General features: G+C 45.2%; 8 protein-coding genes and 1 other annotated feature. All 8 genes read left to right on the top strand.

What is annotated here, in order from left to right:
- Positions 1 to 194 precede the first annotated feature (194 nt).
- The 8 genes from RCH61_RS09565 to hydF all read left to right on the top strand — a co-directional run bounded on the left by RCH61_RS09565 (position 195) and on the right by hydF (position 8,192).
- Positions 195 to 1,046, top strand: a complete 852-nt coding sequence (locus RCH61_RS09565; protein ID WP_178007957.1) for an energy-coupling factor transporter ATPase — start codon at positions 195 to 197, stop codon at positions 1,044 to 1,046.
- Positions 1,031 to 1,876: an energy-coupling factor transporter ATPase gene (locus RCH61_RS09570; protein WP_178007955.1), complete on the top strand. Its 846-nt coding sequence runs from the start codon at positions 1,031 to 1,033 to the stop codon at positions 1,874 to 1,876. The genes RCH61_RS09565 and RCH61_RS09570 overlap by 16 nt, the downstream gene beginning before the upstream one ends.
- Entirely contained in the window at positions 1,873 to 2,697 is an 825-nt protein-coding gene (locus RCH61_RS09575; RefSeq protein WP_178007953.1) for an energy-coupling factor transporter transmembrane component T family protein, read from the top strand. Before RCH61_RS09570 ends, RCH61_RS09575 begins: the two co-directional genes overlap by 4 nt.
- A 139-nt stretch (positions 2,698 to 2,836) precedes the next feature.
- The gene (gene truA, locus RCH61_RS09580; RefSeq protein ID WP_178007951.1) at positions 2,837 to 3,574 is read left to right on the top strand and encodes a tRNA pseudouridine(38-40) synthase TruA; all 738 of its coding nucleotides are present in this window, start codon (positions 2,837 to 2,839) and stop codon (positions 3,572 to 3,574) included.
- 92 nt (positions 3,575 to 3,666) lie between these two features.
- Entirely contained in the window at positions 3,667 to 4,398 is a 732-nt protein-coding gene (gene nagB, locus RCH61_RS09585; protein ID WP_178007949.1) for a glucosamine-6-phosphate deaminase, read from the top strand.
- A gap of 12 nt (positions 4,399 to 4,410) precedes the next feature.
- A complete protein-coding gene (locus RCH61_RS09590) occupies positions 4,411 to 5,178 on the top strand; it encodes a copper homeostasis protein CutC (RefSeq protein WP_178007947.1) in 768 nt (255 codons plus the stop codon).
- A gap of 98 nt (positions 5,179 to 5,276) precedes the next feature.
- Positions 5,277 to 5,561, top strand: a binding site (T-box leader).
- A 64-nt stretch (positions 5,562 to 5,625) separates the two neighbouring features.
- Positions 5,626 to 6,849, top strand: a complete 1,224-nt coding sequence (gene tyrS, locus RCH61_RS09595) for a tyrosine--tRNA ligase (protein ID WP_178007945.1) — start codon at positions 5,626 to 5,628, stop codon at positions 6,847 to 6,849.
- A gap of 116 nt (positions 6,850 to 6,965) precedes the next feature.
- Complete coding sequence (hydF, locus tag RCH61_RS09600; protein WP_306480583.1) at positions 6,966 to 8,192, top strand: [FeFe] hydrogenase H-cluster maturation GTPase HydF; 1,227 nt, start codon at positions 6,966 to 6,968, stop codon at positions 8,190 to 8,192.
- Positions 8,193 to 8,277 lie beyond the last annotated feature (85 nt).

Genomic DNA, 8,277 nt, shown 5'->3' on the forward strand with positions numbered 1-8,277 from the left:
AACACATCCGGCAGTTTCTGCCACTATAATTCCTACAGTAAATTTACGCCGCCAATACGGCTGCGGCGGGTTGAAAAAAATACTTTCATGCAGTAAAATGAAATCCATAATGTGCCTGAAAAAGTGTGCGTTATGAAACGAAGGGAAAATGGATGAACGCGGAAGCGTATAAGGCTGAGAAAGGCGGTATGCCTATGAATATGATACATGCAGAAAAGCTTGTATATGAGTATGATAAGCGTGATGAAGAAGGAAATGTGATTGGAACGAATCGTGCTATTGACGGGGTTGATATTGATGTGCCGCAAGGTTCTTTTGTGGCAGTGCTTGGACATAACGGTTCGGGAAAATCCACTCTTGCAAAACATATGAATGCGATTTTAGTTCCGACAGGCGGTACAGTATGGGTGGACGGACAGGATACAAAAGATCCTGAAAATCTGTGGGACGTACGGCGGACTGCGGGGATGGTATTTCAAAATCCCGACAATCAGATCATTGGGACTGTTGTGGAGGAAGATGTGGGATTCGGACCTGAGAATATCGGGATTCCGACAGATGACATATGGAAACGGGTTGAAGAAAGCCTGCGGCTTGTCGGGATGACAGAATATCGTAAGTCTTCGCCGAATAAACTTTCCGGCGGGCAAAAACAGCGTGTAGCGATTGCGGGAGTGATCGCGATGGAACCAAAATGTATCGTGTTGGATGAGCCCACTGCGATGCTTGATCCGAATGGACGAAGAGAAGTGCTTCATGCAGTTGGGCGTTTGCGCAGGGAGAAAAACGTAACGGTGATTTTGATTACTCATTATATGGAAGAAGTGATCGAGGCAGATCAGGTGTTTGTTATGGACAGCGGTCATATTGTGATGCATGGAACTCCCAGAGAAATATTTGGAAGAGTGGATGAATTAAAGTCATATCGGATGGATGTTCCGCAAGTTACGATGTTGGCAGAGGAGCTTAGAAGGAGAGGACTGGATATCCCGAAAGGGATCTTGAGAAGGGAAGAATTGGTGGAAGCATTATGTCGATTGCGTTAGAACATGTGAATTATATATATAGTCCGGGTACTGCTTATGAGAAATGCGCGCTGAAAGATATCAGTCTTGAGATTCAACAAGGGCAGTTCGTCGGGATTATCGGACATACAGGATCCGGGAAATCTACGCTGATCCAGCATTTAAACGGATTGATGAAGGCAACTTCAGGAGATATCCGGTATGAAGGGAAAAGCATTTATGAAGAGGGCTATGATATGAGGAAGCTTCGAAGTCAGGTAGGGCTTGTCTTTCAATATCCCGAACATCAGCTTTTCGAAGTTGATGTTATAAGTGATGTATGCTTTGGCCCGAGAAATCAGGGGCTTTCAGAGGAAGAATGTGAGAAAAACGCAAGGGAAGCGCTGGAGTTGGTCGGATTTCCGGAAAAATATTATAAGCAGTCTCCATTTGAGCTTTCAGGAGGTCAGAAGAGGCGTGTGGCGATCGCCGGAGTGCTGGCAATGAAACCGAAAGTGCTTATTTTGGATGAACCTACCGCAGGGCTTGATCCGAAAGGGCGAGACGAGATCCTTGATCAGATTGCAAAACTGCATAAAGAAACAGGGATGACAGTTGTTCTTGTATCGCATAGTATGGAAGATGTGGCCCGTTATGTGGAACGGATCATTGTGATGAACAAAGGGGAAAAGATGCTCGATGGTACACCGAAAGAGGTGTTCCGTCATTATAAAGAACTGGAGGCGGTAGGTCTTGCGGCGCCTCAGGTTACTTATGTGATGCATGACTTGAAAGAACGTGGATTCGACGTTTCGCCTGATGCGACAACGATCGAAGAAGCAGCAGATGAGATAATGAGGAGTTTCTTATGATCAGAGATATTACGATCGGACAGTATTACCCGGTAAAAAGCCGGATACATAGTTTAGACCCAAGGGTGAAAATTGTTTGCACCCTTTTATTTCTTGTCTCTTTATTTATTCAAAGCTCGTTTCTCGGATATGTGATCGCAACGTTATTTCTTGGGACAGTTATTCATATGTCGAAAGTTCCGTTGAAATATATTGTGAAGGGCTTAAAGCCGATCGTAATCCTGCTGATGTTTACGGTCGTTATGAATTTATTTCTGACAAGAGGCGGCGAAGTGCTGCTGCATTTTTGGATTTTTACGATTACGGAGGAAGGCGTTCGGACGTCCGTTTTCATGGCGCTTCGATTGATGTATCTTGTGGCGGGTTCTTCGCTTATGACATTTACAACGTCCCCGAACGGATTGATGGATGGAATGGAAAAATTACTAAGTCCGCTGAATAAACTGCACCTTCCGGTTCATGAGGTGGCGATGATCATGTCCATTGCGCTTCGATTCATTCCGATCCTTTTAGAGGAAACGGACAAGATTATGAAAGCTCAGATTGCCAGAGGCGCTGATTTTGAGAGCGGAAATATTATCCAAAGAGCGAAGGCGATGATTCCGATTCTTGTTCCGTTATTCGTATCTGCCTTCCGAAGGGCGAACGATCTTGCAATGGCGATGGAAGCCCGCTGCTATCATGGCGGAGAGGGAAGAACGAGGATGAAACCGCTGAAATATAAAGAAAGAGATAAAGCGGCATATCTGATTACGATCATCTATGTGGCAGGAGTGTTTGTGCTTGGGAAATTCGTGCCGTTTCGGGTATGGATTTTCTAAAGGTATCTGCAGAAAATGTGAAAGGGAAGTCTGATTGGCAAAAGTTTGGACTGCAAAAGTTCGTTTTTCGGCAGACAAAGGAGAATGTGTAAAAGAATTTGTGAAAAGGCTGAGATGAAAAAGGGGAACGGATAAAGACATGAAACGGGTGAAATTGACGGTTGCTTATGACGGAACGGATTATTGCGGATGGCAGATACAGCCGAACGGAATTACGGTAGAAGAAGTCCTGAACAAGGCGCTGTCTGAACTGACAGGCGAAACGATCCGTGTGATTGGGGCAAGCAGGACAGATGCAGGGGTTCATGCAAAGGGAAATGTGGCGGTTTTTGACACGGAGTCTCCGATCCCTTCGGATCGGATTGCGTACGCCGTCAACAGGCTGCTCCCTGAGGATATTGTTATCGTGCGTTCGGAAGAAGTGGGAACAGACTGGCATCCTCGTTATCAAACATCGGTTAAAACATATGAATATACGATTGTAAACCGAGAGATGCCGGACCCGATCAGACGGAGAGATTCCTGGTTTGTTTCATTTCCGCTGAATGTTGATGAGATGAGAAAGGCAGCGCAGTATCTCGTCGGCGAGCATGATTTTAAAACATTTTGCAGCATTCATACAGGTGTCAAAACGACGGTTCGAAAGATTTATAGTTTGGAGATTGAGCCGGACGGAGATCTGGTGAAAATGCGGATCAGCGGAAATGGGTTTTTATATAATATGGTGCGGATTATCGCAGGTACTCTTGTAGAAGTCGGGAGGGGTGCATGTACGCCTCTTGAGGTTAAGGAGATGCTTGATCAAAAGAAACGAGAAAAGGCGGGAGCGACTGCCCCTGCGCAAGGGCTTGTGCTTGTGAAAATTGCGTATGAGTAAGTGAATCGGAAGAAGCAGAGAAACTGTCTTTCTGCTTGACTTTTGTTAAGCAGATTGTTAGACTTAAATGTAGCGATAGGAGGGCGAAAGATATGAAAATTTATGAAACAGAAAACTACGAAGCAATGAGCAGAAAAGCAGCCAATATTTTGTCTGCACAAGTGATTTTGAAACCGGATTGTGTACTCGGTCTTGCAACAGGATCAACACCCATCGGAACATACGACAAACTTGTAGAGTGGTATGAAAAAGGCGACCTTGATTTCTCAGAAGTTAAGACAGTAAACCTTGATGAATACAGAGGTCTGACACGCGATAACGATCAGAGTTATTACTATTTCATGCATGAGCATTTGTTTGATCGTGTGAATATCGATCCTGAGAATACAAACGTTCCGAACGGAACAGAACCGGATGCGGACAAAGAATGTGAAAGATATGAGAAACTGATCGAATCAATGGGAGGAGTTGACATCCAGCTTCTCGGTTTGGGACACAACGGACATATCGGATTTAACGAGCCGGACAGCTCTTTCGCACAGACGACACACTGTGTTGACCTGACAAAGAGCACAATCGAAGCAAATAAGAGATTCTTTGCATCTGCGGATGACGTACCGCGTCAGGCTTATACAATGGGAATCGGAACGATCATGCGCGCGAAGAAGATTCTGCTTATCGTAAACGGCGAGGCAAAAGCAGATATCGTTGCAAAGGCATTTTTCGGACCGGTAACTCCGGAAGTTCCGGCATCGATCCTGCAGCTCCACAATGATGTTGTGATCGTTGGAGATAAAGCAGCGTTGTCAAAGATTCCGAGATAAGGCTGAAGCAGGATGGCTTATTTACTTGAAGTATGCGCGGATAGTGTGAAATCCGCAGTCGAAGCACAGACCGGAGGAGCGGATCGGATTGAATTGTGTTCTGCTCTTGTGATCGGAGGTCTGTCTCCGTCTGCAGCGATGTTTGAGCAGGTGAAGAAGAATGTCGATCTTCCGATCAGAGTGCTCCTTCGTCCAAGATTCGGGGATTTCTGCTATGATGAGTATGAATTTAAAACCTTGGAAGAAGAGGTGCGTATATTCCGGGAGGCGGGAGCTGCAGGCGTTGTTATCGGGATTTTAAGACCTGATGGGACGCTTGATATCGACAGGATGGAAAAACTGATCTCATGCGCTAAAGAAGGTAGTGAAGCGCCGCCGTGCACGGTGACCTTTCACAGAGCGTTTGATGTGTGCCGGGATGCAAAAGAAGCATTGGAACAGTGTATACAGCTTGGAGTTGATACGATCCTTACAAGCGGGCAGAAAAACAGCGCGTGGAACGGTCGCGATCTTTTGCGGGAACTGGTGAAAGAATCCGAGGGAAAGATTGAGATTTTGGCAGGAGCCGGAATCAATCCAGAAGTGATCAAAAAGCTGTCGGACTATGCTGAAGTGACTTCTTTTCATATGTCAGGAAAGAAAGTAGTTGACAGTCTGATGAAATTCCGAAGGGAAGATGTGCCTATGGGTATACCGGGTTTTCCTGAATTTGATATTTGGCAGACTGATTCCGAACAGATTAAGCAGGCGAAACAAATCTTGACTGCGATGTCTTTGTGAAATGGCTGACAGATGATTTGCAAGGAGAAAAACAGGAGTTAATATACAATCACTGCTTGACAAAACAATTACTGTAAGCTAAGATATGCTTCATAAATATACAGGCTTTGAAGGGAACAAGTAACAAGTGAACGAGATGACAGAAAGCAGCCGGTTGATGAGAGGCGCGTGAGACGAATTTGTGAATACATCCCGGAGCTTCACACCGAAAAGGAACTGTCCGGCAGCGCGGATAAAAGAAGTCGCTGTGTATAGATGATGGCAGGGAATGAGTAGGCTGTGACGGAGTGGTGCACGTTATCGTACCAAGTGAGGCTGAAAAAGTGTCGGGGATCGACAGTTCAGTAAATTAAGGTGGTACCACGGGAAGATCCGTCCTTATTGCGTGAGCGATAAGGACGGTTTTTTGTATTTTAAATTTTGCTATTTGGAAAAAGGAGAAAGAAAATGGGAATTTACGAGGAACTTCAGGCAAGAGGTCTGATCGCGCAGGTGACGGATGAAGAAAGAATCCGCGATTTAGTAAACAATGGAAAGGCTGTGTTTTATATTGGATTTGATCCGACGGCAGACAGCCTTCATGTAGGACATTTTATGGCGCTGTGCCTTATGAAACGTCTTCAGGAAGCTGGAAATAAACCGATTGCGCTGATCGGAGGCGGAACAGGATATATCGGAGATCCGTCAGGAAGATCCGATATGAGAAGTATGATGACACCGGAGCAGATTCAGCATAACTGTGACTGCTTTAAGAAACAGATGAGCAAGTTTATTGATTTTTCTGAAGGGAAAGCGCTTATGGTAAATAATGCAGACTGGCTGCTTGACCTGAACTATGTAGAGGTGCTTCGGGAAATCGGACCGCATTTTTCTGTAAACCGTATGCTTACAGCTGAATGCTATAAACAGAGAATGGAAAAAGGTTTGAGTTTCCTTGAGTTTAATTATATGATTATGCAGGCGTATGACTTTTATGCATTGTTCCAGAAATATGGATGTAACATGCAGTTTGGCGGAGATGACCAGTGGAGCAATATGCTTGCGGGAACAGAATTGATCAGAAGAAAATTAGGCGAGGATGCAGGCGCAATGACGATCACTCTCCTTTTGAATTCAGAAGGAAAGAAGATGGGAAAAACACAGTCAGGAGCTGTATGGCTTGATGAAAATAAAACATCGCCGTTTGACTTTTATCAGTATTGGAGAAATGTAGCTGATGCCGATGTGCTGAAATGTATCCGTATGCTGACATTCCTTCCGCTTGAGGAAATCGATAAAATGGATGCTTGGGAAGGCGCGCAGCTTAATACTGCAAAAGAGATTTTGGCATATGAACTGACAAAACTTGTTCACGGAGAAGAAGAGGCGAAGAAAGCGCAGGAAAGTGCAAGAGCTTTGTTCAGCAAAGGAAATGCAGCAGAGATGCCGACAGCGCAGCTCACAGAAGATGATCTGACAGACGGAAAGATTGACATTCTTACAATGCTTGTGAAGAGCGGTCTTGTTACATCAAAATCTGAGGCGAGACGCGCGGTGCAGCAGGGCGGCGTTGCGGTAGACGGAGAGAAAGTATCCGATATTGCTGCGGCTTTCGGAAAAGAAGATCTGTCAGGTGAAGGAATTATTTTGAAAAAAGGAAAGAAAAACTTCCGCCGGGTTGTTGCTGAGTAAGAAGTACAGGGACGGAGAACAAAAATGCAGGCAGGTTTCTGTGAGTTTGTGAAAATGAATTGGCAGATTAGCGGCAGCGGGAGATTGCTGATCCAAGTGGGAAAGGAAGTGGCTGTATGGGGATGAATAGTACGCCGATGTCCGAACGGGTTCATATCGGATTTTTTGGAAGAAGGAATGCCGGAAAGTCTAGTGTCATGAATGCAGTTACAGGGCAGGATCTTGCAGTTGTATCAGACGTAAAGGGAACGACAACGGATCCGGTATATAAGTCGATGGAACTGCTTCCGATCGGCCCTGTGGTGATGATGGATACACCAGGGATAGATGATGAAGGGACTCTTGGAGAGCTTCGGGTGAAAAAAAGTTACCAGACGCTTAATAAGACAGATGCGGCAGTGCTTGTTATTGACGCATCACAGAGTGTATCCACAGAAGACAAAAAGCTTCTCGATCGGATCAGGGCGAAACAGATCCCCTTTGTTGTCGCGCTGAATAAAAAAGAACTTGTAGAAGAAAAGGATTTGGAACGGATCAGAGAAGAACTTGAGCTGGAGGAGCGTCGGATCGTTGCAGTCAGCGCGGTGAAAGGTGACGGTATCTATGAGTTGAAAGAAAGGATCGCATCGGCAGTGTGTCAGGGCGAGAAGGATCATATGCTCGTTCGGGATTTACTGAAGCCGTCTGATCTTGTCATTTTGGTTGTACCTGTTGATTCGGCGGCTCCGAAAGGGCGGCTGATCCTTCCCCAGCAGCAGACGATTCGGGATATCCTTGAGGCAGATGCAGTGTCGGTTGTCGTAAAAGAGAATGAACTGAAAAATGTCCTTGAGCAGTTAGGAAAGAGACCGAGAATGGTAATTACGGACAGTCAGGTGTTCGGACGGGTGTCAAAGGATACGCCTTCAGATGTGCCGTTGACTTCTTTTTCTATATTAATGGCGCGTTATAAAGGTAATTTGGAACAGGCGGTCAGAGGCGTAACGGAACTGGATAAGTTAAAAGATGGGGATGCTGTATTGATCAGCGAAGGATGCACCCATCATCGGCAGTGTGATGATATCGGAACGGTAAAGATCCCCCGCTGGATTCGGGAGTATACTGGGAAAGAGATTCGGATAGAAACGACATCCGGCACAGAGTTTCCAGATGATCTAAGTGAATATAAACTGGTGATTCATTGTGGCGGATGTATGCTCAATGAACGGGAAATGAAATACCGCTATAGCTGCGCATCGGATCAGGGAGTTCCGATGACGAATTACGGGATAATGATCGCTTATGTGAAAGGGATATTGAAACGAAGTGTAGAACTGTTTCCGGATCTTTGCGTAATGTTGTAAAAGTATATTGTAAAAATGCAAAAAGAGAGATGCTAGCGTAAAATTTTTGTAGGACACATAGAAAAGAGAACACCAGTTTTGTGTT

It is taken from the genome of Mediterraneibacter sp. (assembly GCF_030825015.1).
GTDB lineage: Bacteria > Bacillota > Clostridia > Lachnospirales > Lachnospiraceae > Mediterraneibacter.